This is a genomic window from Micromonospora sp. NPDC047527, from assembly GCF_040643015.1.
Classification (GTDB): Bacteria; Actinomycetota; Actinomycetes; order Mycobacteriales; family Micromonosporaceae; genus Micromonospora.
Window position 1 is genome coordinate 582,357 of sequence record NZ_JBEYTK010000004.1, and the last position, 22,479, is coordinate 604,835.

Here is a 22,479-nt window from a genome sequence, read left to right on the forward strand (position 1 = left end):
CGAGCGATGCCGTGGTGGTCATGGCGCCCCGGTCCCGCCGACGGCGGCGATCCGGGAACCGGAAGCGGGATCACAGTCGACAGCGCGGTCCGGGTCGGGCCGCCGAGTCCTCGCCAGCCGGGGGACGACTGCCCGGGCAGCGACCGGCCCGTGCTGGCCGAAATGTCGGCAACCATCGAGCCGGTGAGCCTGGGCCGGGTCTGTGACGCACTCGATCTACTCGACGTGCGTTATCTGGCCGACGGCGACGGCAACCTGCTGGCCATGTGGGAGCGGCACGCCGTGCTGGTGACCCTCGAGGGCCCGGAGGACGAGATCCTGGTGATGCGGGCCCGTCCGCACGCCACGGTCCCACCGGACTGGGCCGACCGGGCCTACCGGGTGGTCAACGAGTGGAACCACACCCGCCGGTTCTGCAAGGCGTACATCGGTGACCCGACCGAGCGCGGGCAACTGCCGATCTATGCCGAGCTCCAGGTGCCGCTCGGCGCCGGCACCCATGACGCGCTGCTGGTCGAGATGCTCGACTGCGGCGCGGCGGTGGCCACCAGCTTCGTGGACTGGCTGCACGACGAGGGCGCGCTGCTCTGAGCGTCACGCGGGCCGGGTGCCCGGTGCGGGCCGTCAGGCGGGCTCGGCCGGGTCGTCCGTGGCGTTGACCATGAAGTACGCGGCCCGCTCCAGATAGTCCCAGAGGGTGCTGGCGATCTGCGGCTCCAGATCGAGCTGGTCCACCGCGCGGCGCATGTTCCGCAGCCAGGCGTCCCGCTCGGCCGCGCCGATCCGGAACGGGGCGTGCCGCATCCGCAGGCGCGGGTGCCCGCGCTGGGCGGAGTACGTGTTCGGCCCACCCCAGTACTGCATCAGGAACAGGGTCATCCGGTCGGCAGCCGGCCCCAGGTCCTCCTCGGGATACATCGGCCGCAGCAGAGGATCGTTGGCCACGCCGACGTAGAACTCATCCACCAGCCTGCGGAAGGTGGGCTCGCCGCCGACAGCTTCGAAGAGGGTCATCGACGCACCGGGACGGTCGGATTCACCTGCGGGGTTCACCGTTCCATCCTGCCAGGTGCGTTCCGACCCGACCCGACCCGGACGCCGTGCGTCGGGTCACGCCGTTTCGGCCTGGGCCTCGGCGCTGGGGCAGCGGTCAGGTGACCACCTGCCGGTGACGGTCGTCACCGGAGCGCGGATCGGTGCCCGTCGTCGTGTCGTCGGCAGCCGGGGCACGCTGTTCGGGGGCCGGCGCGGCGTTGGCCGCGGTGGCCGCTGCGATCGTCTCGTCGATCGTCTGCTTGTCCGGCCAGCGCAGCGCGGCGACCGTCATCAGCACCACCCCGACCGCGCTCCACACCCCGACCACCACCGGGATGGGGAACCGCTCGGAGAGCATTCCGGTGACCAGCACCGCGATGCCCTGGATGACCTGCACGCCGGTCGCCATCACGCCGAACGCGCGGGCCCGGAACCCGGCTGGCAGCGCCTGGACGAACAGCCCGTTCGCCATCGGCAGCATGCCGGCGACCGCGAACCCGCAGAGGGCGGCCAGCAGCGCCACCACCAACGGAGGCGGGTCGAACAGCGCCGGCACCAGCACCAGCGGCGAGAGCACCGCGAGTGGCCGCATCAGGGCTAATCGGCGGGCCGGGCCGAACAGCCGGCTCACCAGCAGCCCACCGAGGATGAAGCCCACCGGGTTGGCGACCATGATCACCGCTTGCGCCGTGCCGGGGTTCATGTCGACGCTGGGGTGCTTGTTGGCCCAGGCGGCGGCCAGCCCCTCCGGAACGATCGAGAAGAGCATCGCGCTGAACACCAGCACCGCGATGGCCCGCAGCACCGGCGTGCCGAACACGATCTGGAACCCCTGGGCGGTCTCCCGGAGCAGGTGGCTGCGGTGCGCGCTGGTCATCACCGCCGGGCGGTTGCGCACACCGAGGCGGACCAGCAGCGCGGAGACGCCGAACGTGACCGCGTTGAACAACAGCGCGACCCTCGGGTCGATCGCGGCGATGGCCGCGCCGAACATGTAGCCGACGACCTGTGCGGCCTGCCCGATGCTGCTGTTCAGCGACAACCCGACCACCAGCCGGTCCCCGGCGAGGATCTGCGGCATCAGCGCGGACTTCGCGGCCTGGCTCGGTGGGTTGGCAAGCGTGGTGGCGAAGATGAGCACCAGCAGCGCCGGGACCGGCAGGTTCGGGAGGGCGATGAGCAACATCAACGTCATCCGGATGAGGTCACACAGCACCATCACCCGCCGGTACGGGTATCGCTCGGCCAGCGCGGCGAGCAGCGGGCCACCGACCAGCCACGGCAGGTAGCTGATGGCGAACGCGGCGGCGGAGAGCGCGACGGACTGGGTCTGCCGGTAGACGAGAAGGGTGACGGCAGCCTTGGCGACGTAGTCACCAATCCAGGAGAGGGCCCCAGCGGCGAAGACAGCCCGGAACTCGCGCTGGGCGAACACTTCGCGAAAAGTGGCCGGGCCTTCCGCGGAAGGTCGCTCGTCAGGCACCGTCGCCTCCATCGGCCCCCGGAGCAGCCGCTCGTGACAGCCCGGCCGGGAACACTCGTCAGATCTACGGATCAGCGAGGATGTGACCACGTTCCGGGGGGAACGCGTCTTTCGGATTCTGCCCGATCGTCTGACAACTAGCTAGGGCGAACGGCTCGTTCGTCGCATCCCCGACTGAACGAACGGACGATACCTGAGGGGCCGGGCGGCTCGCGACCCCTGCATCGGCGGACAGTGCTGCCGGGCCAGACCGCCGAGGTCAGGTGGCGCCGCCCTGACCCGTCTCACCCTCGGGCAACGGACGGGCCGGCGCGCCGGGATAGATGCGGGCCGCGGCGATCTGCGCGGTGATCCCCGAGTTCTCCAGCGCCTCGGCCAGTCTGCGGCGCAGCTCCCGGCCCACCGCGAACTGACCGTCAGCGGTCGTCTTCACCACCGTACGGATCACGGCGCCATCCACCGTCATCTGTTCGACACCCAACACCTCGGGCGCCGACACGATCTCCGGCGACAGCTCCGGGTCCAGCGCCACCGAGGCGGCGGCCGTCCGCAGCACGGCGCTGGCCTCCTCGGTGCCGCTGAAGCCGATCGGCAGGTCCACCACCACCAGGGCCCAGCCCTGGCTCTTGTTGCCAACCCGGATGATCTCGCCATTGCGGATGTACCAGAGCACGCCCCGGCCGTCGCGGACGGTGGTGACCCGGAGCCCGACCGCCTCGACGACGCCGGTCGCCTCGCCCAGGTCGACGTTGTCGCCGACGCCGTACTGGTCCTCGATGAGCATGAAGAGCCCGGCGAGCAGGTCCTTGACCAGGCTCTGCGCGCCGAAGCCCAGCGCGACACCGGCGATGCCGGCGCTGGCCAGCAGTGGAGCGAGATCGAAGCTGAACTCGCGCAGGATCATCAGCAGCGCGATGCCGAAGACGAACGCGGTGGTCAGGCTGCGCAGCACCGAGCCGATCGCCTCGGCCCGCTGCCGACGTCGCTCGGGCACGAACTCGGCCGGGTCGACCGCAGCGGTGGGCACCCGCTCGCGCAGTGGCCGCAGCATCGTCGGCACGGCACCCTCGGTGGTGGTCCGGACCAGCCGGCTGATCGTCCGGTGTAGCGCCCAGCGGGCCACCATCGCCAGCGCCACGATCACCAGCACCCGCAGTGGCTTGAGCAGGATCCAGTAGCTGCCCTCCGCGAACCATTCCGACCTGGTCATGCGGTACAGGAACTCGCAGGAGGTGCTGCCCTGACAGTTCACCGATCCGACGGTGGACAGGGCGAGGGGGGTCACGCTGGCGGCACTCACCCTGTCTTCGTACCGCAAGGGGCCCGACCGCCCGCCGCCGACCCACCGGCCGGGTGAGATCCCGCCGAGGGCGGGGTCGGACCGGTGTGAACCGGCCATCGTGACAGGTGCGGGAAGGAGCTTCATGTCCGACCCCGGATTAGTACGTGAAGTCCCGGAACGGCCGGCGTAGACCAGCGCTGAGCTGCGAGAACATGCCACGAAGATCATCGGGCACAACCGGGGCGCAACTTAGCGCCGATTTTGGGTGGCGGAAGTTTGCGGCGGCTGGCCGCTCGCCTGCCTCAGGAGCTGGCCGACCAAGCCGCGTGGTCGGTCCTTCTTCGGCAGCCAGTGGACGTAGGTTTCCAGCGTGATCCGCAGGCTGGCGTGCCGCAGCGCCTTCTGTACGTGCTGCGGTTCAACCCCGCTGCTCATCAGGGTCGTGGCGAAGAAATGGCGCAGGGAGTGGAAGGTGCCCTCCTTGGGCCAGCCAACATCGGAACGCCAGTCTTCCCACAACTCAGACCAGTAGCGGTCGGTCGCTGTCACCCTCCTCCAGTACCTTCACCGCATGGAGCGAATCTTTCCGTCGCGCCCCTCGGGTTTGGATCGACAGCAGACCCTCTTCCTGGATGCCGTTGAGGTCCTGACTCCCGCCGTCGACCTGTTCTATAGACGGATGCTGTCTGCTGCAACCGACTATGAGGCAGCGATGCGGGGCCGCGAGGTGCCAGAAGGCTTTCAATTGTCACTCGTAAGCGATGTCATCGCGTTCGTCGGTACAGTGCAGCGACTTCGTCTTGTAGTGAAAAGGCTTCCTGGTGCACCAGAGGTCCGATTGGCGAAGCGGGCATTCGAAGCAGAGGTCAGCAAATACGAGCCAGCGCGGCATCACTTCGAGCACTTAGATGAGAGGATTCCCCAGATCGCGGCCACTGGACATGGCCCATTCGGGGGCATCTCTTGGCAAACCCTTGCATCGGAAGGGCTTTTAATAACGATGATTGCACCGGGGTCATTGGGAAGGTCTAGAGCGGTTGCTGTGACACGGTCGCATAGCACGTTCCGTCCCCCGACGGATCATTTCTACGCATCAATCGGCGGAGATCCGTACTACCTCACGGGCGCTCACGATGCAGTCATCGCCTTAGCTAATCGGCTGCGAGATTGGAGCGAATCACTACCCACTTAGGCGCTTCCGGCTGGCGCTGGGCAATCCGGTTGGCGCCTAAGGCATGCCTAGGGCGGCAGGCCTACGAGGGGATTGGATATTCTTCGGTCTCTTCGTATCGTCGACGGATGACCGTGGAGGAGGAACTGTCGGGGCGGCAACGAGCAGTGTGGTCGAACTTCGAGATCCCACTGCCCACGCCGAAGGTATGGCCCTAAGCTCGTGGGCGGACAAGCCGCCTGTGCAGGTGGAGCCCAAGTGTTGAGGCACAACGATCACTGCCATTGATGCCTTTTTGGTGGGCGTGAGAAAACGGCAGGAAGGCGATTAGGAGGAACCATTTCTATTAACTGGGATCACCTGAATCAGCCGGAATTCGACGTGCGGATCGAGGCTCTGCTCGTTCGGCTATACAGCGGACCGGGCGACGAAGTGCGGGTTTACGACGGCCGAGGTGGCGACGGCGGCCGTGACGTCGTCGTCCGACAGGGGCAACGCCTGCGCATCTTTCAGCTCAAGTATTTCCGGGACGGCTTCGGAGTCGAACGTCGAACCCAGCGTAGGCAGATCGCCAACTCGTTCCGCGAAGCCATGGCGCACCAACCTGATGAGTGGACATTAGTAATCCCAACAAACCCGACTCCTGGCGAGGAGCGATTCGTCCACGAGCTTGGTACGGACCAGCCCGATCTCAAGATTCGGATTCTGGGGAGGGTCGAGCTTGACAGCTGGTTCGCGAGGAATGCCGACCTTGTGGATTACTTCAACAGGGATCAGCTTCGGGAAGCCGCGCAAATTTTTCAGCAGGAGCGAGCGGTCCTCGCAGGCGGACTAGCCGATCTGACCGCACGAACCCGAGCGCTTACGCGCATCGCGGACACACTGGACCCCCACTGGGCCGTCAGGACGGTGATGGATGGGGACGAGGTTGTGCACAGGATCCAGGCGAAGCACCCGCATGCCCATGTCGTCTCGCCGATCACCTTGAGGGTCAGTGGCGATGCGCTCGGGCCTGAGCACGCCGACCTGCGACCGGTCCTACGACGGGTTATAGGGTTCGGTACCGATGAGCGACTGACTCTTCCGCCTGAGGTCACGCGCAACCTCACCTACACCGGGCCACCTTGGTTGCCCGCGCCGACTGGTCACCTGGAGATTGAAGCGGTTCCGGCTGAGGTGCCGACGGACCACGAAGTGACTGCGCGACTGACTGCGCTTGCCGGCGATGGCAAGCTAACCGCCTCGTTTCAGGGCACTTTGGTGCGGGTCGGGAGGGGCGATCTCGGCAACTCGCTGACGTTGAGGTTCGAAGACACTGCCACCATTCAAATGCTCATCGGCAACGACCACCAGAGTCATATGGATGGGAGCTTCCGGTTCACCCGTGCCATGCCTGCGACTGTGCTGCAAACGATCGCGCTGTACCGCAGCCTGCAAGACAGTGCCTCGATAGAGTTTGAGTTCGACGGACAGCGGCTCGGCACATTTAACCGCGACACCCCACCCGCGGTCGACGACGAGGACCGCCGCTTGCTTCGAATCACGGAGATGCTGGCAGATGACCTGGACGTCGTCCAGCGCCATTGCCGAACCTACTTCCCTATCCCAGACGAGATATCGGCCGCAGATCGCATCGACCTCAGGATTGCTCGGCTACTCATCGAGGGGCATTGCGTGGCGATGCGGACGGTGGTCGCTTACACGGCGACCTTGAACGGATCGGTAGACGAAACTCTTCGATGCCTGCTCAGCCGAGAGACGTCGGTCATACGGGTCACCGCTGATGTCCGTTTGGAGATTCTCGGTATGCACCTAGACCTGGGCCCGGTCACATATTTTCATACAGAGACCGAGATCGCGGATCGGTTGGACCTGCTGGCGGAACTTGAAGCGGGTCGTGGGGCAGGAAGAACCATGAAGATTCGGCCGGCAGACGGTGAGCCGTTCCGCGCTTTTATGCCTGGCCAACGGGCTGGCCGGGACGATGAGCCACTCAAGACCACGGGCTGGGGTTTTCCGGGCCTTGACGGTCCTAAAGAGCCGCTCGTCCGGTAGGTGCGTGCAGGTGCCCGCCATAGCATCGTCAGAGATCAGCTGGTGGGGCGGCTGTCGTGATCAGTCTACGGAGGGAGGCTGTCGCGCATCAGCTGACGGATCACAGGCTGTTGGGCAAGTTGTCTAGTCCCACCACATGCTTGACGGATCCGTCCCAGCTGATGATTGACGGTTGGCCTAGAAACGACGACGTTCCGCTGTCTTGTTGACGAGATCCACGTCGATGAGGTCGGGGAAGGTCAGCGCCGCCCAGAAGTCAGCCGGGCTCGGCAGCAGGGGCAGGCGGCTGGCGAGCCAGACGGTCGGGGCCAGGCCATGCGTGCCGACGATCAGAGTGCGCTCATATACAGCAGCGACGCTGGCGTGGCGCGCCACGGCGGCATCGAAGCGAGCCAGGACGTGGGCGTGTGGTTCCCATTCGTTATGGCAGATACCCTCGATGTAAGCCCGGGCCTGCTGCCTGTAGTCGTCCGACCAGCGGTAGGGCCGCTGCACTTCACAGAAGCCCGCATCGGTGGCCACGTACTGGCCACGGGCCATCTCCTGGAGGGTTTGCAGCGCCTTGGGCTCGTTACTAGAGACGTAGTAGCCCTCTTCGGGAACGGCGATGCTCAGGGCGCGGGACGCCCGGCGCCCGGTGGCTCGGCTCATCGAGCTGCCAGCGTGCGGCTGGAACCTCGGGCTTAACCGCGGGCATCGCATGCCTCACCAGGACCAGGCGTCCGATCGCGTCGAGCACGCCGGCAAGGCTAGTCGGTGTGCAACCGCACCAGTGATGATCATGTCAAACATCTAGTGGGACGCGAGTGTCAAGCATGTCCCGTGACAGGACACAGCTGTTGGGCAAAGCTGTTGGGCAGATGTGGTGTGAGAACTTTCTGTACGAGATCAAGGCGGCCCGCGTCGCGGGCCGCTCGCGCCGCCGAACCTGGGCCGGCCCGATGGCCCGCCGCCGCGCCTTTGGCCTTCGGCCGTCAGCGCGTCGGTTTCAGCCCGCCGGTGGCGCGACATACGACGGAGGCCGGTCCGCCATGGGTTCTGGCAGATCGGGGCTTGGCTTACGAGAGGGACGAAGATTGGCACTCGGAGCCGCGGTCGCAGAGGGCAGAGGAAGATAGGGTGCGTCGGGTGACGACTCACGACCGCACAAGCGCCGAGCTAAGAACTAGCCTGAATGTAACCGAGCTAGGCAGCGCACGCTTCCGGACGGCCCGATTGGACATCCAAGACGTTCGAGATATTGAGGACATCCTGGTTGCGGTCGCTGCTCAGGTCATCTGGCAATGCAGCGAGACTTCTTCTATGTCTCCGCCAAAAGGGCTAAGTCCCAAGTCTCCCTTCACGGTTAAGACGTTCAGGCTCTATAAAGCTGCGACGTTGAGCGAACTAATCGAGCACGCCTCAAGAGGCCGCTTGTTTCATTTTGAGGTCGAGGCAGTCTTTCCAAGCGGAGCGCAAATATCAGTCACCGCCGGCGAGCATGCCAAAAAATCGCGCTGGCTGGAACTGCGTTCTACAAGTAGCAAAGTTCCGACCGAATTCTACAAGACTGTCGCTATCCTAGAGCGAGCCGAGCGCAGAGGTCAGAAGTGGCACTACGGCACAATCGCGGTGGTGCCGAACGTCCTCCTGTTCGGTGCTCTCTTCCTGTACGGCTTCGTCAAGGCGGCCATTGACACCATTGATCCAGAAAGCTCGAATTTCAGCAACCAAGTTGCGGCGGCGGCAACCGTTGCCTTCATCGCGTTTGCAGCCATACCCATGCTTGCAGGGATGTGGGCGTATTTGACCGCAAGCAGCGTAACGCTCAAGTCGCGTTTCAATGCGGCACCAGTCTGGCGCAAGGCGCTCGCTGGATTGAAGTGGGTCAGCACACTTTATCGCAAAGACGAACTGCTCGAACAAAAAATGTTCATTGTCGCCACCACGAGCATGTTTCTCACCTTCGTCAGCATCATTGTCGCCGTGCTCGCTTGGGTCCTTCCACGAAACTGAAACGAGCCTCCGCTATGCGTCGCCTATTCGAGCGCGGAACGATGGCGCGTCGAAGGCTCCTGCTCCCCGTGGGCGCGCCTCCGGTGGGGCGCTCGGGCACTCCGGGATGGTGGGCGCCATCCCGACGACCTTCGTCCGGGCAAAGCCGAGTGGGTGGGGCCTGCCCGGTCAAGGTCGTTCAGACGTAGGGTGCTCCACCTTGACCGGGCAGGCCCCACCCACTCCACAGGGTGCGGACGAAGGCCGACGGATGGCTAGAAGGAGAGAGCGCGAGCGGTGGTGTGCGGGCGGTTGTAAGTGCTCAGCGAGCGCCCCGTCGCAAGGCAGCGTTCAACTCTTCGGTATCTTCGTCATCGGTCCATGTCACGATTTCAACTTTGTCCGCTCCGCCCAAGAGGGAAGCACGGGTTTGTGCATCAGCAGTTGTGGCCGCGTTAGTAACGATTAGGTAGCCGCCATCGACGCCGCTGTTGCGCATCTTCACAACTGCGAGCGTGACCTCTCGCGACCCAATCTTGCCGTGCCTGCGGTAAATCACCTGAACGTTGACCCTGCCCTCGGGGACTTGAACGCATAGATCTACGCCCTGATCTCGGTGGGCCGAAAGGCGCGTTGAGCCTAGACTCGCTCCTGCGGCCTGTATCGCCTCTCGGACCTGCTGCTCGTACCGCATTGCCGGCCAGAAAGGGAAACGTACGCCTGGATCAATCGCGCTCACGGCATCGGCGACGGCAGCAGCTACCTCGGCGGACTCCTGCCGTGCAGCCTGATCCACGACCGCCACGGCACGGCGGCGCAGTCGCGTCAGCTCAACCCTGTAATCGCCGCCGCCTAAGCTGCGCAGAGGAGTGCCCTGTAGCCCTAGTAGGAGTAGGACGGCCCCGACCAGTAGCAACACCGCAGTGCCGGCCTGGTTGTCCACGGTAAACACGGCGACGCAACCAGCTCCTTCTGTCGCGGCTCCGAGGAGTACGGCTGTAGCCCTCGCCCATCTATCCAGCGGGTCGGCGATATCGTCAATGAGCGGGCTTTCACTCCAGGACCCGGGAGTGTCCTCGGTTGACTCCGTCATGGCCGGAAGGCTATCCAGGACCATTGATTGCGCCCGAGCGGTCATGACAGCCTGCCGCCCTATAAGGATTGATTTGCCCTACCTCTAGGTCGGTGCCACTGATGGTTGTCGACAATCCGACCAACCCATAAAGATGTTCACGAATTGCCCTCGTGTCGGTACTCTTCGCACCCATGGCGTCTCGCGGCAAGTCGAACCTATGGCGGTATTGGGGCTACGGCGTCCTGGCGGTGCTCCTCCTGTCCCTTGGTAGCAGCGCGTTCGGCCCCGGCGTCTACGCGGTTCTCGTCGGCCTCTTGATCCTCTTCGTTCTCTTCCAGGCGCCGGTGTACTGCGGCGCAATCAACAGGAAGCGCGGCGGCGGTGTTGAGTTCTGCCGCAACAACTCAAGCGGATTGGTCCTGGGCTGCCACCTACGACAGCACAGGTGGCAGAAGTTCGGGCGTGACTGGTGGTCTCTCGGCTGGCGTGAGAAGACCAAAGGGATCTGGACCGGGGCCTCGGCAAAGCTGGCGACCGTCAGTGGCCTCGTCGGCACCGTGACCGGGATCATTGGCGTCTTCAAGTAGGTGCCCGCCCGCCACGAGTGGCGCAGACCGTTGAGCAGCGAAGGGCTGTTGGTGTGCGGGGCCAAGCAGTACAGCAACGAAGTACAGCAACCCGCTACACCGAGCGGAACCCTGGTGGCCGCCCTCGGACCGTTGACCAGCGGTACGAGCCGAATAGGACCGCGTTGCCGATCTCTGGGGGTCAAGCGGTCGTTGTGGTCGCCGCAGACGGCAGAGTTGAGGATACGGCGGAGAGGACGCGTCGCGAAGATCATCGGGCACAGATCCGGCACAACTGAGGCCGGCAAGGGCTGTCAACCAGTGTCAGGCAGCGGCAGAGTTCTCCCAGGCCGGGACGGCGATCCGCCCCGATGCGGATGATCCTCATACCCCATGAGGGATTAGTACGTGCAATCCGGGGTCCGATCAGGGACTATTGGCGCAACGGACGTCGGTGATCGGACCGGCGTCGACCGTGCGGGCCGTCGTGCCCGGCCCCGGTCGGCGTCGCTCCGCAGCAGCCGCTGAACCGGGAGGGTGACCGCGATGCCTGACATACGACCCACGGTGGGCTCTGGCGCGCTTGTCCTCAACGCCACCTACGAGCCCCTGTGTGTCGTGTCGGTGCGTCGCGCCGCGATCCTCGTACTCTCCGCCAAGGCGGTCTGCGTGGCCGACGGCGACGGCATCCTGCACAGCGCCCGCGACGCGCTCCCGGTGCCGTCCGTGGTCCGGCTGACCCGGTTCGTCCGGGTGCCCTACCGCACCCACGTCGGTCTGTCCCGGCGGGCGATCTTCGCCCGGGACGGCTGGCGGTGCGCCTACTGCCGGGGTCCGGCCGAGACCATCGACCATGTGTTCCCCCGCAGCCGGGGCGGCCGGCACGCCTGGGAGAACGTGGTCGCCGCGTGCGCGAGGTGCAACCACACCAAGGGTGACAAGACGCCGGCGGAGTTGGGCTGGCGGCTGCACGCGCTCCCGGCTGCTCCGAAGGGCACCGCCTGGCGGGTCCTCGGGCACCGTGTCCCCGACCCTCGCTGGGCCGACTGGCTCGACCTGCGGGAGCCCGAAGCCGCCGCCTGAGCCTGACCGAGAGCAGCGGAAGTCGGTGCCGGCTGCGCGTCCAGGTCAGCCGTGCTGGTGGTCATTGTCGTGGTGCTACAGCCGAGCGGCCGGCGGCTCAAGATCGCGACGGCGAAGGGCGGGGCGTAACCGCAGCGCCTCCGCCGCCAGGTTCTCCTGCCCGCCCTGCTCGCGATCGATGGCGCAGACGACCGTGTCGATCAGGGCGCCGTCGGCTCGCAGTTGCCGGCACGACGCCAGCAGCGCCCCGCCGGTCGTGACGACGTCCTCGACCACGACGACGCGCCGGCCACTGACGGGGCCGCCCTCGGCCGCCTTGCCGGTCCCGTACTCCTTGGCCTGCTTGCGCACGAAGACCGTCGGCAGCCCGGTCATCTGCGCCATCACGGTGGCGATCGGTATGCCGCCCATCTCCATCCCCGCCAGCACGTCGCACTCCGGCAGCAGCGCGACCATCACCTCGGCCACGTCCCGCAACAGAGTGGGCTGCGCCTCGAACAGGTACTTGTCGAAGTACTCGGCGCTCACCTGCCCGGACCGCAGGCGGAAGGACCCGGTGAGATGGCAGGTTTCGTACACACGACGCCCGAGGGAGGAAGTCACGCCCTCAGCGTCGCATCCGGACCGGTACCGCGCGATCCCGCCCGGATCGTGGCACGGCTCGCGCGTCAGCCAGATCGGGCCTTGACCAGCGACGCGAAGACCACGACGTTGTCCGAGTAGCCGGTGTGACCGCCGACCCACCGGCCCCCGCAGGTGATCAGTCGCAGGCCGGGTCGGCTGAAGTCGCCGTACACCTCGTCGACGGGCAGCCGCTCCTTGTCGAACCGCTCCACCGAGTCCACCTCGAAGACCGCCACGCTGTTGTCGGAGCGGGTCACCTCGATCTCGTCGCCGGAGCGCAGTTCCCCCAGTTGATGGAAGACGGCCGGTCCGCTGGTGGTGTCCACGTGTCCGACGATCACCGCCGGGCCGTACTGGCCGGGGGTGGGGCCCTGGTCGTACCAACCGGCCTCCTGGGCGCGGCCGGCGTCCGGCACGGCGATGGTGCCGTCGGAGGCGATGCCCACGTCATGCACCGGCGCCTGCAGATCGATCGTTTGGATGGCGAGACTCGTCGGGCGGCTGGCCGACAGCACCGGGAACTTCTTCGGCGGTGGCCGCAGGCCGGCGCTGAGACTGTCGGGCAGCACACTGATCCCGGTGACCTGCTCGACGCCGAGCATCGCGACGATCAGCACCATCAACGCGGCGACGGCCAGCACCGGCAGCCCTGGCCCGGCGTCGAAGCGGCGGCGCGCCAGCGGCGACCCGGCCGGACGGCTCGGCGGCAGCGGGCGGGCGTCCGGGTCGGTGGTGGCGACGCTGGCGGACACCGCCTGGCCGGCGACCCGGCGCAGCCGGTGCGAGGCCCGGACCACCAGCCGGCCGGAGGCGCGCAGCGCCCTCCCGGCCCGCAGGCGGGCACGACGCTCCGGCCGCGCACGCGCGGATCTGCGGGTCATGGCGTATCCGGCTCAGGAGCCGGCCCCGGTCCGGCGCCGGCCGCCCGCCATGCCCAGCACGACCGCGGTGGCCACCAGGGCCGCGCCGCCGAGCAGCAGGATCGAGCCGGTGCCCCGGCCGCCGGCGGTGCCGCCGCCCCCGGTCGCCGGTCCCTTGCTGGGCGAGGCCATGTTCAGCACGGTCAGCATGGTCGAGGCCGTCTGGTTGTTCTGGCAGCGCAGTTCGACCGGGTAGTCGCCGGGCTGCTTGTTGCCCGGAACGGTGACCTCTCCCTTGAGGAAGCCGTTGTCCGGCCTGAGCATCACGTGCCCGAACGCGTCGGAGTGCACGTTGGCCTGCCGGTCGTTGTTGTTGTTGTCGCAGCTCGCCCGGATGGTGACCCGGCTGCCGGCCTGGACGCTGTTCGGCGTCACCTCGACGAAGGTGTTCTCACCGGCGCGTGCCGGCGCGACCGACAACAGGACAAACGCTCCGACCAGCCCCAACAGTGTCAGTGCGGACGAGAGCGCGCGGTTGATCGTGCGAAGACCCTGCATGATTTCCCCCTCCCGGCGACGACCGCCGGAACCCTCCCCTGGGCACGCCGCTGAGTTCCCGCTGGCTCGGAGGCAAACCCGCCGACGAGCAGGGTCAGCGGCGGTGGGCGGCGGGGCTGGCGGGCGGGAGTGGGGTGATCGGCTGCCAGTCCAGCGGGGACGACAGGACCATCGTGCTCGATGGCTGGCCGTACGGGGCGAGCCGGTCGATGACCGCCTCGAAGTCGCCGATCGAGCCGGCGGCCACCCGGAGCATGCTGCACGCGTCCCCGGTGATTCGGTGGATCTCCAGGATCTCCGGCCAGCCGGCCACTTCGGGGTCGTGCAGGATGCAGCGGGGTCCATAACAGGACATTCGGATCAGCGCGACCACCGTGCGGCCGGCCCGGGTCAGGTCGACGTGGGCGTGGTAGCCGGTGATCACGCCGGTCTCTTCCAGCCGGCGGACCCGCTCCGCAACCGCTGGTGGGGACAGGTGCACCCGCCGAGACAGCTCGCTGAAGGAGAGCCTCGCGTCGGCCTGCAATTCGCGCAGCAGCGCCCAGTCCATGTCGTCCACGCTGCGACTTTACTTTCGTGAAGCAGATTCGCCCACCTGCCTTGGGTTGGCCACCCCGGGCCGGCAAGAGCCGTTGATCCGGCATTCCATCTGCCGTTCCAACCGCGGGATCATGTTGTCGGCACATCCGGAGGGAGACAACTGGTGGATCAGACGGAGCGGCGGGCGCCCAACGGCGGCGTCACGGTACGACCGGTGACCCCGCGGCAGCGGGCCGCGCGGGCCGCGCGCAACGGCGGCGAGCCGACGCTGGAGTTCGCCGAGTTGGTGCCCTACGACGCGTACGTGCGGGCCAGCGCACTGCACCAGTTGCAGCAGCCGCTCAGCGACGACCCCGGCGAGATGTCCTTCCTCATGGTCAGTCAGATCATGGAGCTGTACTTCGGGCTGACCTGCCACGAACTGCGCGAGGCCCAGCGCCTGCTGCGCGACGACCGGCTGTCGGACGCCCTGGCCCCGCTGCGCCGCGCCACCCTGCACCTGGAGGGGCTCAACGCCTCCTGGAAGGGTCTGCGCTGGATGACCCCGGCCGACTTCAACCGGTTCCGCAACCTGCTCGGCGAGGGCTCCGGCTTCCAGTCGGCGATGTACCGGCACCTGGAGTTCCTGCTCGGTCTGCGTGACCCGGCGCTGATCCGACCGTTCCGCCGGCAGGCCGAGGTGCACGCCGAGCTGACCGCCGCGCTGGCCGCCCCGAGCCTCTGGGACGACGTGGTCGCGCTGCTCGCCCGGCAGGGCTTCGACCTTCCCGCCGACCTGCTGAACCGGGATGTGGGGGTCGAGCACGACCCGCACCCGGCGGTCGAGGCGGCGTGGGTGCGGATCTACGCCGACGGCGGCCCGGACAACCCGCTGCGGCTGCTCGGTGAGGCGCTGAGCGGCGTCGCCGAGGAGTTCGGCGACTGGCGGTGGAACCACGTGAAGGCGGTGCAGCGGACCATGGGCGCCAAGGTCGGCAGCGGCGGCTCGGCCGGCCTGGCGTGGCTGCAGCGCAGCATGGCTCGGGTGGTCTTCCCCGAGCTGTGGTCGGCCCGTACCGCGATGTGACCCGAGAGCGGAGACACCCCTGTGCACACCCTTGAAAGTGAAGCCCGCCGCCTCGACGAGGCCGACCCGGGCCACCGGCACCTCTTCCACGTACCGCCCGCCGACGGCGGCGACCACCCCGAGTCGGCGTACCTGGCGGGCAACTCGCTCGGCCTACAGCCACGCGCGACCCGCGACGAACTCCTCGCTGATCTGGACGACTGGCGGCGGCTCGGCGTCGAGGGGCATGTGGAGGCGGAGCGGGCCTGGCTGCCGTACCACGAGCTGTTGACGGCCCCGGCCGCCCGACTGGTCGGCGCCCGGCCCGCGGAGACCGTGGTGATGAACTCCCTCACGGTCAACCTGCACCTGCTCATGGTCAGCTTCTACCGCCCGGCGGGGGAGCGCACCCGCATCGTCATCGAGGACACCGCGTTCCCCTCGGACAGCTACGCGGTGCGCAGCCAGGCCCGCTTCCACGGCCTGGACCCGGACACCACGGTCGTGCGGCTCAAGCCGCGCCCCGGCACCGACACGCTGGGCACCGAGGACGTCCTGGACTTCCTGGCCCGCGAGGGTCACACCGTGGCGCTGCTGATGCTCGGCGGCGTCAACTACCTCACCGGCGAGCTGATGGACATCCCGGCGATCACCGCCGCCGGGCGGGCCGCCGGCGCGGTGGTCGGCTGGGACCTGGCACACGCCGCCGGCAACGTGCCGCTGGCCCTGCACGACTGGGACGTCGACTTCGCGGCCTGGTGCTCCTACAAGTACCTGAACTCCGGCCCCGGTGCGCTGGGCGGCGTCTTCGTGCACGAGCGGCACCTCGGCGACCCCGACCTGCCCCGCTTCGAGGGCTGGTGGAGCACCGCGGCGGCCACCCGCTTCGAGATGACCCCGGTCTCCCGGCCACCGGCCACCGCGGACGCCTGGCAGATCTCCAACCCGCCGATCTTCGCGATGGGCCCGGTCCGCACCTCGCTGGAGCTGTTCGACGCGGTCGGCATGCCGGCGCTGCGCGAACGCAGCCTGCGGCTCACCGGCTGGCTGGAGCGCCTGCTCGACGAGGTCACCGCCGACCGGCCGCTGCAGGTGGTCACCCCGCGTGATCCGGCCCGCCGGGGCTGCCAACTCTCCGTACGGGTCGGCGCCGGCAACGCCGCCGAGCTGGCCAAGCGGCTGCGGCACGAACACGGCGTCATCGCCGACGCCCGGGAACCGGACATCGTCCGCTTCGCCCCGGTGCCGCTCTACTCCACGTACCACGACTGCTGGCGGGCCGCTGTCGCGCTCGCCGCGACGGTCGGTCAGTCCTCGACGAAGGGTCAGTCCTCATGACCTCCCAGCGCGACGAGATCGCGATCATCGGCGCCGGGCTGGCCGGCAGCCTGGCCGCCTGCTTCCTGGCCCGGCGCGGTTACCCGGTGGCCCTGTACGAGCGTCGGCCCGACCCGCGTAACGGCACGGCCGAGCGCGGGCGCTCGATCAACCTGGCGCTCTCCGAGCGCGGCCTCGACGCGCTGCGCCGGATCGGCCTCGCCGAACAGGTGATGACCGACGCGTTGCCGATGCGCGGCCGGATGATCCACCCGGTCGAGGGGGAGCCGCAGTTCCAGTCGTACAGCTTGGCCGGCGACCGGGCGATCAACTCGATCAGCCGGGGCGCGCTGAACAACGCGCTGCTCGACGCGGCAGCCGAGCTGCCCGGTGTGCGGATCGTCTTCGACCACCGACTCGTCGGGCTCGACCCGACCGACGGCAGTCTGAGCTTCGAGACCCCGCAGGGCCCGGTCGCCGCCAAGGCGTCGGTGGTGCTGGGCGCCGACGGGGCGGGCTCGGCCGTACGCGCGCAGTTGCTGGCCGACGGGTTGCTGACCGAGGACGTGGACCTCCTCGACTACGGCTACAAGGAGTTGACGGTCCCGCCGCTGGGCGGGGACTTCGCGCTGGACCCGGACGCGCTGCACATCTGGCCGCGCGGCACCTCGATGATGATCGCCCTGCCGAACCCGGACCGCTCCTTCACCTGCACGCTGTTCTGGCCCAACGAGGGTGTCGGTAGCTTCGCGGCGCTGGACAATCCGGCGGCGATCGAGCAGTACTTCGCCGAGCACTACCCGGACGTGGTGCCGCTGGCCCCGACCTTGGTGGACGACTACGAGCACAACCCGGTGGGTGTGCTCGGCACCGTCCGCTGCGCCCCGTGGCAGGTCAACGGCACCGTCGGCCTGCTGGGCGACGCGGCGCACGCCATCGTGCCGTTCTACGGCCAGGGCGCCAACTGCGCCTTCGAGGACATCGTCGAGCTGGACCGCTGCCTCGACGAGTGCGACGACGAGTGGTCGGCGGCGCTGCCACTGTTGCAGCAGCGGCGGCAGGAGAACGCCGAGGCCATCGCGCAGATGGCGCTTACCAACTTCGTGGAGATGCGCGACAAGGTCGCCTCGCCGGTTTTCCAGCTCAGCCGCCGGGTGGAGCACGCGCTGGAGCGGGCCCTGCCCGGTCGGTACGTCTCCCAGTACGAGCTGGTGTCCTTCTCCACCACCCCGTACGCCGAGGTGCGCCGCCGGGTCCGGCGGCAGCACCGGGTGCTCGGTGCGCTCGCCGGTGGTGCCGCGCTGCTGCTGATCGGTGCGGTCGGCGCGGCGCTCAGTCGAGGACGGCGCGGATGACCGGCCACTGGGATCCCGAGCTGATGACCGGCCGCGCGCCGGCCGGGCCACCGCGGCTGCGCAACTTCGTCGGCGGCGAGTTCGTCGACGGCGGGTCGACGTTCACCAAGGTCAGCCCGGTGACCGGCGAGCCGGTCTTCGAGGTCGACGAGGCATCGCGGTCCACGGTCGACGACGCGGTCGCCGCCGCCCGTGCGGCGCTGCGCGGCCCGTGGGGCCGGATGGGGGAGCGGGAACGCGCCGAGGTGCTGCGCCGGGTCGCCGACGAGCTGGAGCGTCGCTTCGACGATCTGGTCACCGCCGAGGTCGCCGACACCGGCAAGTCCATCGCCCAGGCCCGCACGCTGGACATTCCGCGCGGCGCGGCGAACTTCCGGGCGTTCGCGGAGATCGTGGCGACCGCGCCCACCGAGTCGTTCACCACTGTCACCCCGACCGGCGGCCGGGCGCTCAACTACGCGGTCCGCAAGCCGGTCGGCGTGGTCGCGGTCATCGTGCCGTGGAACCTGCCGCTGCTGCTGCTCACCTGGAAGGTGGCCCCGGCGCTGGCCTGCGGCAACGCGGTGATCGTCAAGCCCAGCGAGGAGACGCCCGCCTCGGCGACGGTGCTCGCCGAGGTGATGGCCGCCGCCGGCGTACCGGCCGGAGTGTTCAACCTGGTGCACGGCTTCGGACCCGACTCGGCGGGCGAGTTCCTCACCCGCCACCCCGGGGTGGACGCGATCACCTTCACCGGCGAGTCGGCCACCGGCGGGGCCATCATGCGGGCCGCCGCCGACGGCGTGAAGGCGGTGAGCTTCGAGCTGGGTGGCAAGAACGCCGGCCTGGTCTTCGCCGACGCCGACCTGGACGCCGCGGTGGCCGGCTCGGTGCGCTCCAGCTTCACCAACGGCGGGCAGGTGTGCCTGTGCACCGAACGCATCTACGTGCAGCGCCCGGTCTTCGAGGAGTTCACCGCCCGGCTCGCCAAGCGGGCCGGCGAGCTGGCGTACGGCTGGCCGACCGACGAGGCCACGGCGACCATGCCGCTCATCTCCCGCCAGCACCGGGCCAAGGTGCTGAGCCACTACGACCTGGCCCGCGCCGAGGGCGCCGAGGTGCTCACCGGCGGCGGCGCGCCCACTTTCGGCGACGCCCGTGACGGCGGGTCGTACGTGCAGCCGACCGTGCTCACCGGCCTCGGGCCGGGCGCCCGCACCAACCGGGAGGAGATCTTCGGCCCGGTGGTGCACGTCGCGCCGTTCGACACCGAGGACGAGGCGTACGCCCTGGCCAACGGCACCGAGTACGGCCTGGCCGCGACGGTCTGGACCCGGGACGTGGGCGTGACGCACCGCGCCGGTGCCCGCCTGGACGCCGGCATCGTCTGGGTCAACACCTGGTTCCTGCGGGATCTGCGTACCCCGTTCGGCGGGGTGAAGGCGTCCGGCATCGGCCGCGAGGGCGGCGTGCACTCGCTGAACTTCTACTCCGAACTCACCAACGTCTGCGTGGACCTGTCGTGAGCCCTAGCGAGAGAGCGGGCATGGAAGCTGACATCGAGGCCGCCAACCGGGAGTTGGCCGAGGCCCGCAGCACCGGCAAGCCGTGCCCGCCCCTGCGCGGCCGGCTGCTGCCGGAGGGGGACGTCGAGTCGGCGTACCGCGTGCAGCAACTCCAGGCGCGAGCCTGGCAGGGCCGCGGCGAACGCCGGGTCGGCGCGAAGATCGGGCTGACCTCCCGGGCGGTGCAGGAAGCCTTCGGGGTGTTCCAACCGGACTTCGGCGTGCTGACCGACGCGATGGCGGTCGGCGACGGCGTCGAGGTGCCCATCGACCGGCTGCTCCAGCCGCGGGTCGAGGCGGAGATCGCGTTCGTGCTCGACAAGGACCTGGCGGATCCGCAGATCACCACGGTCGACCTGATCCGTGCCGTCGACCACGTGCTGCCGGCCATCGAGATCGTCGACTCGCGGATCGCCGCCTGGGACATCTCGATCGTGGACACCATCGCCGACAACGCCTCCAGCGGGCTCTTCGTGCTCGGCACCACGCCGCGCCGGCTCGCCGACGTCGACCTGCGGCTGTGCGGGATGGTGCTGGAGCACGCCGGTGAGCCGGTGTCGGTGGGCGCGGGCGCGGCCTGCCTGGGCAACCCGCTGCACGCCCTGCACTGGCTGGCCGGCACCCTCGCCCGCGCCGGCGACCCGCTGCGCGCCGGGGACGTGGTGCTCTCCGGAGCGCTCGGCCCGATGGTGTCGGTCACCCCGGGGGCCGCGTACGAGGCGCGGATCTCCGGCCTCGGTTCGGTGCGGACCTGTTTCAGCAAGGAGGGTTCGGCATGAGCGTCGGCGTGGCGGTGCTCGGTTCCGGCAACATCGGCACCGACCTGATGATCAAGGTGTTGCGGCTCAGTGACGAGCTGCGGATGGTGGCGATGGCCGGCATCGACCCGAACTCCGACGGCCTGGCCCGGGCTCGCCGGCTGGGCGTCGCCACCACCGCCGAAGGCGTCGACGGGCTTGTCGCGATGCCCGAGTTCGCCGACGTCGAGCTGGTCTTCGACGCCACCTCGGCCGGCGCACACCGGCACCACGACGAGGTGCTGCGGGCGCACGGCCGCACGGTGGTCGACCTGACCCCGGCCGCCATCGGCCCGTACGTGGTGCCACCGGTCAACCTGGACGAGCACCTGCACGAGCCGAACGTCAACATGGTGACCTGCGGCGGGCAGGCGACCGTGCCGATCGTCGCCGCGGTACGCCGGATCACCCCGGTGGCGTACGGCGAGATCGTCGCGTCGATCGCGTCGAATTCGGCCGGTCCGGGCACCCGGGCCAACATCGACGAGTTCACCGAGACCACGGCCCGCGCCATCGAGGTGGTCGGCGGCGCCGAGCGGGGCAAGGCGATCATCGTGCTGAACCCGGCGGACCCGCCGCTGCTGATGCGCGACACCGTCTACTGCCTCTGCCCGGACGCCGACGCCGACACCGCCGCCATCGCCGCCTCCGTGGCGGACATGGTGGCGAGGGTCCAGGAGTACGTCCCCGGCTACCGCCTCAAGCAGGACGTGCAGTTCGAGCGGGTGCGGGCGTACCTGCCGTCGCTCGGGCGGGAGCTCACCGCGTTGCAGGTGTCGGTCTTCCTGGAGGTCTCCGGCGCCGGACACTACCTGCCGGCGTACGCCGGCAATCTCGACATCATGACCTCCGCCGCGCTGCGCACCGCCGAGCGGCTGGTGGCCCTGCGCTCCTCGGAGGTGACTGCGCAATGACCGACCTGTACATCCAGGACGTGACGCTGCGCGACGGCATGCACGCCGTCGCGCACCAGTACACCGTCGACCAGGTGCGCGCGATCGCCGCCGCGCTGGACGCCGCCGGGGTGGCCGCGATCGAGGTGGCGCACGGCGACGGGCTCGCCGGGTCCAGCGTCAACTACGGTCACGGCGCGGCAAGCGACGCCGACTGGATCTCGGCGGCCGCCGAGGTGCTGACCACGGCGAAGCTGACCACCCTGCTGCTGCCGGGCATCGGCACGATCGCCGACCTGAAGGCCGCGAAGGCGCTCGGCGTGACAAGCGTGCGGATCGCCACCCACTGCACGGAGGCGGACATCTCCGCCCAGCACATCTCCTGGGCGCGGGAGAACGGCATGGACGTGGCCGGGTTCCTGATGATGTCGCACATGAACGACCCGGCCGGGCTGGCCGGGCAGGCCAAGCTCATGGAGTCGTACGGGGCGCACTGCGTCTACGTCACCGACTCCGGTGGGCGGCTGCTGATGTCCGACGTGGCGCAGCGGGTCGACGCGTACCGGCAGGTCCTCGATCCGGATACGCAGATCGGCATCCACGCCCACCACAACCTGTCGCTCGGGGTGGCCAACAGCGTGCTCGCCGTCGAGCACGGCCGGATCTCCGGGTCCGCACCCGTCGGCGCCGACGCGACACACGGGCGGACCGTCCGCGTCGACGCCTCCCTCGCGGGCATGGGCGCGGGCGCCGGCAACGCGCCGCTGGAGGTCTTCGTGGCGGTCGCCGAGCTGCACGGCTGGAAGCACGGCTGCGACGTGTTCGCGCTGATGGACGCCGCGGACGACCTCGTCCGCCCTTTGCAGGACCGCCCGGTCCAGGTGGACCGGGAGACGCTCTCCCTGGGGTACGCGGGGGTCTATTCCAGCTTCCTCCGGCACGCCGAGCGAGCTTCGGAGCGCTACGGCGTCGACGTCCGGTCGATCCTGGTCGAGTTGGGTCGCCGTCGGATGGTCGGCGGCCAGGAGGACATGATCGTGGACGTGGCACTCGACCTTGCCGGTAAGGAGCCGGTGAGCGCGAGGAGTGAGCCGGGTCTGCGAGCCCCGCAGTCGCGAACGAAGGATGAGCCGGTGAGCGCGAGGAGTGAGCCGGGTCTGCGAGCCCCGCAGTCGCGAACGAAGGATGAGCCGGTGAGCGCGAGGAGTGAGCCGGGTCTGCG

The 22,479-nt window shown here is 68.6% G+C and carries 21 protein-coding genes and 1 pseudogene; 12 read left to right on the forward strand and 10 right to left on the reverse strand.

Annotation, left to right across the window (positions count from 1 at the left end):
* Positions 1–6 precede the first annotated feature (6 nt).
* Positions 7–591, forward strand: a complete 585-nt coding sequence (locus ABZ808_RS19400) for a YbjN domain-containing protein (protein WP_357008062.1) — start codon at positions 7–9, stop codon at positions 589–591.
* Positions 592–624: 33 nt separating this feature from the next.
* Here ABZ808_RS19400 and ABZ808_RS19405 read toward each other — a convergent pair whose 3' ends face one another.
* The 4 genes from ABZ808_RS19405 to ABZ808_RS19420 all read right to left on the reverse strand — a co-directional run bounded on the left by ABZ808_RS19405 (position 625) and on the right by ABZ808_RS19420 (position 4,349).
* A complete protein-coding gene (locus ABZ808_RS19405; RefSeq protein WP_357008064.1) occupies positions 625–1,053 on the reverse strand; it encodes a globin in 429 nt (142 codons plus the stop codon).
* Positions 1,054–1,150: 97 nt separating this feature from the next.
* The gene (locus ABZ808_RS19410; protein ID WP_357008067.1) at positions 1,151–2,530 is read right to left on the reverse strand and encodes an MFS transporter; all 1,380 of its coding nucleotides are present in this window, start codon (positions 2,528–2,530) and stop codon (positions 1,151–1,153) included.
* 247 nt (positions 2,531–2,777) lie between these two features.
* Entirely contained in the window at positions 2,778–3,944 is a 1,167-nt protein-coding gene (locus tag ABZ808_RS19415; protein WP_357008069.1) for a mechanosensitive ion channel family protein, read from the reverse strand.
* 105 nt (positions 3,945–4,049) lie between these two features.
* A complete protein-coding gene (locus ABZ808_RS19420) occupies positions 4,050–4,349 on the reverse strand; it encodes a tyrosine-type recombinase/integrase (protein ID WP_357008071.1) in 300 nt (99 codons plus the stop codon).
* 1,003 nt (positions 4,350–5,352) lie between these two features.
* Between ABZ808_RS19420 and ABZ808_RS19425 the strand changes: the two genes are divergently transcribed.
* On the forward strand, positions 5,353–7,026 hold the full coding sequence (locus ABZ808_RS19425; RefSeq protein WP_357008073.1) for a hypothetical protein: 1,674 nt from the start codon (positions 5,353–5,355) through the stop codon (positions 7,024–7,026).
* Positions 7,027–7,203: 177 nt separating this feature from the next.
* Here ABZ808_RS19425 and ABZ808_RS19430 read toward each other — a convergent pair whose 3' ends face one another.
* Entirely contained in the window at positions 7,204–7,677 is a 474-nt protein-coding gene (locus tag ABZ808_RS19430; RefSeq protein WP_357008075.1) for a hypothetical protein, read from the reverse strand.
* A 477-nt stretch (positions 7,678–8,154) separates the two neighbouring features.
* On the opposite strand from ABZ808_RS19430, the gene ABZ808_RS19435 reads away from it, so the two are divergent.
* Positions 8,155–9,021, forward strand: a complete 867-nt coding sequence (locus tag ABZ808_RS19435) for a hypothetical protein (RefSeq protein WP_357008078.1) — start codon at positions 8,155–8,157, stop codon at positions 9,019–9,021.
* A gap of 301 nt (positions 9,022–9,322) precedes the next feature.
* On the opposite strand, the gene ABZ808_RS19440 is transcribed toward ABZ808_RS19435, so the two are convergent.
* Positions 9,323–10,093 (reverse strand): restriction endonuclease, encoded by a 771-nt coding sequence (locus ABZ808_RS19440; protein ID WP_357008081.1) that lies wholly within the window; start codon positions 10,091–10,093, stop codon positions 9,323–9,325.
* A 173-nt stretch (positions 10,094–10,266) separates the two neighbouring features.
* Here ABZ808_RS19440 and ABZ808_RS19445 point away from each other — a divergent pair, with 173 nt between their 5' ends.
* Together ABZ808_RS19445 and ABZ808_RS19450 are read left to right on the forward strand one after the other, a co-directional pair.
* The gene (locus tag ABZ808_RS19445; RefSeq protein ID WP_357008083.1) at positions 10,267–10,662 is read left to right on the forward strand and encodes a hypothetical protein; all 396 of its coding nucleotides are present in this window, start codon (positions 10,267–10,269) and stop codon (positions 10,660–10,662) included.
* A 525-nt stretch (positions 10,663–11,187) separates the two neighbouring features.
* Positions 11,188–11,724 carry an HNH endonuclease gene (locus ABZ808_RS19450; protein WP_357008086.1) on the forward strand — a complete coding sequence of 179 codons (537 nt, stop codon included), beginning with the start codon at positions 11,188–11,190 and terminating at the stop codon, positions 11,722–11,724.
* A 75-nt stretch (positions 11,725–11,799) separates the two neighbouring features.
* Here ABZ808_RS19450 and pyrE read toward each other — a convergent pair whose 3' ends face one another.
* The 4 genes from pyrE to ABZ808_RS19470 form a co-directional block, all read right to left on the reverse strand.
* The gene (gene pyrE / locus ABZ808_RS19455; protein WP_357008089.1) at positions 11,800–12,327 is read right to left on the reverse strand and encodes an orotate phosphoribosyltransferase; all 528 of its coding nucleotides are present in this window, start codon (positions 12,325–12,327) and stop codon (positions 11,800–11,802) included.
* Between the two features lie 65 nt (positions 12,328–12,392).
* Positions 12,393–13,229, reverse strand: coding sequence for a class F sortase (locus tag ABZ808_RS19460; RefSeq protein WP_357008091.1), 837 nt, complete (start codon positions 13,227–13,229; stop codon positions 12,393–12,395).
* A 12-nt stretch (positions 13,230–13,241) separates the two neighbouring features.
* Complete coding sequence (locus tag ABZ808_RS19465; protein ID WP_357008093.1) at positions 13,242–13,766, reverse strand: hypothetical protein; 525 nt, start codon at positions 13,764–13,766, stop codon at positions 13,242–13,244.
* Positions 13,767–13,860: 94 nt separating this feature from the next.
* On the reverse strand, positions 13,861–14,325 hold the full coding sequence (locus tag ABZ808_RS19470; RefSeq protein WP_357008095.1) for an Lrp/AsnC family transcriptional regulator: 465 nt from the start codon (positions 14,323–14,325) through the stop codon (positions 13,861–13,863).
* A gap of 144 nt (positions 14,326–14,469) precedes the next feature.
* On the opposite strand from ABZ808_RS19470, the gene ABZ808_RS19475 reads away from it, so the two are divergent.
* From ABZ808_RS19475 to dmpG, 7 genes and pseudogenes are all read left to right on the forward strand, one after another.
* Positions 14,470–15,372: a tryptophan 2,3-dioxygenase family protein gene (locus ABZ808_RS19475; protein ID WP_357008098.1), complete on the forward strand. Its 903-nt coding sequence runs from the start codon at positions 14,470–14,472 to the stop codon at positions 15,370–15,372.
* A gap of 21 nt (positions 15,373–15,393) precedes the next feature.
* Positions 15,394–16,689: a kynureninase gene (gene kynU / locus ABZ808_RS19480; RefSeq protein WP_357008101.1), complete on the forward strand. Its 1,296-nt coding sequence runs from the start codon at positions 15,394–15,396 to the stop codon at positions 16,687–16,689.
* A complete protein-coding gene (locus ABZ808_RS19485; RefSeq protein WP_357008103.1) occupies positions 16,686–18,023 on the forward strand; it encodes an NAD(P)/FAD-dependent oxidoreductase in 1,338 nt (445 codons plus the stop codon). The genes kynU and ABZ808_RS19485 overlap by 4 nt, the downstream gene beginning before the upstream one ends.
* Positions 18,024–18,046: 23 nt before the next feature.
* The gene (locus ABZ808_RS19490) at positions 18,047–19,528 is read left to right on the forward strand and encodes a 2-hydroxymuconic semialdehyde dehydrogenase (protein WP_357008261.1); all 1,482 of its coding nucleotides are present in this window, start codon (positions 18,047–18,049) and stop codon (positions 19,526–19,528) included.
* A 20-nt stretch (positions 19,529–19,548) separates the two neighbouring features.
* Complete coding sequence (locus ABZ808_RS19495; RefSeq protein WP_357008105.1) at positions 19,549–20,346, forward strand: fumarylacetoacetate hydrolase family protein; 798 nt, start codon at positions 19,549–19,551, stop codon at positions 20,344–20,346.
* A complete protein-coding gene (locus tag ABZ808_RS19500) occupies positions 20,343–21,278 on the forward strand; it encodes an acetaldehyde dehydrogenase (acetylating) (protein WP_357008107.1) in 936 nt (311 codons plus the stop codon). The genes ABZ808_RS19495 and ABZ808_RS19500 overlap by 4 nt, the downstream gene beginning before the upstream one ends.
* Positions 21,275–22,327 (forward strand): annotated as a pseudogene (gene dmpG, locus ABZ808_RS19505) (4-hydroxy-2-oxovalerate aldolase); the annotation flags it as partial. The gene ABZ808_RS19500 and the pseudogene dmpG, both read left to right, overlap by 4 nt.
* Between the last annotated feature and the right edge of the window lie 152 nt (positions 22,328–22,479).